Annotated in this window: 1 protein-coding gene; it reads left to right on the top strand. The window is 41.5% G+C overall.

The window, feature by feature from the left end:
• Positions 1–80: 80 nt before the first annotated feature.
• Positions 81–655, top strand: a 575-nt coding sequence (locus C7Y47_RS24690) for an IS30 family transposase (RefSeq protein WP_142511130.1), incomplete at its 3' end; no start/stop codon positions are given.

Below are 655 nucleotides of genomic sequence, written 5' to 3'. Positions count from 1 at the left end.
AGAAGTCAATATAAAGGAAGCCCATAACGACCTCGTGTAGAATGTAGTTACCACACCAACATTCAAACGGAGGAATCGTTATGAGCTATACCCATCTTACCATATCAGAACGTGTAAAAATAGAAACATACCTGGAACTTGATTATTCGATTCGTAAAATAGCGAAACTCTTAAATCGTCAACCTTCTACGATTTCCAGAGAAATAAAACGCCACGCCGGTAGTACGGCTGACGAAGCACAAGTACGTTACCACCAAAATAAATCCAACTGTGGTGCTAAGTCAAAATGTACGCCAGAAGTAAAAGAAGCTGTTCAAGAAAAGTTGCGGGATACTTGGTCGCCTGAACAAATTGTCGGCCGTTTGTATCAAGGACAGCTGAGTTTTAAAACCATCTATCGCTGGATTTACGATGGTCTTTTAGAAGTGCCTATAACCGTTCTCCGTCAAAAAGGAAAGCGTCAAAAGCCCCGCGAAACAAGGGGAAGATTTAACATTGGCACACCAATTTCTAAACGCCCAAAAGAAGTACGTAAACGTGAAACCTTTGGACATTGGGAGTTAGATACAGTTGTATCTGGACGTGGGAAAGCAAAAGGTTGTGTAGCAACATTTATTGAGCGAATGACACGGTGGTATGTTGGCTTTTTGATACC

The sequence above is a fragment of the Lysinibacillus sphaericus genome, assembly GCF_006864135.1.
GTDB lineage: Bacteria > Bacillota > Bacilli > Bacillales_A > Planococcaceae > Lysinibacillus.
Note: the sequence above shows the minus strand (reverse complement) of the source record. Positions and strands in the feature narration are given on the sequence as shown.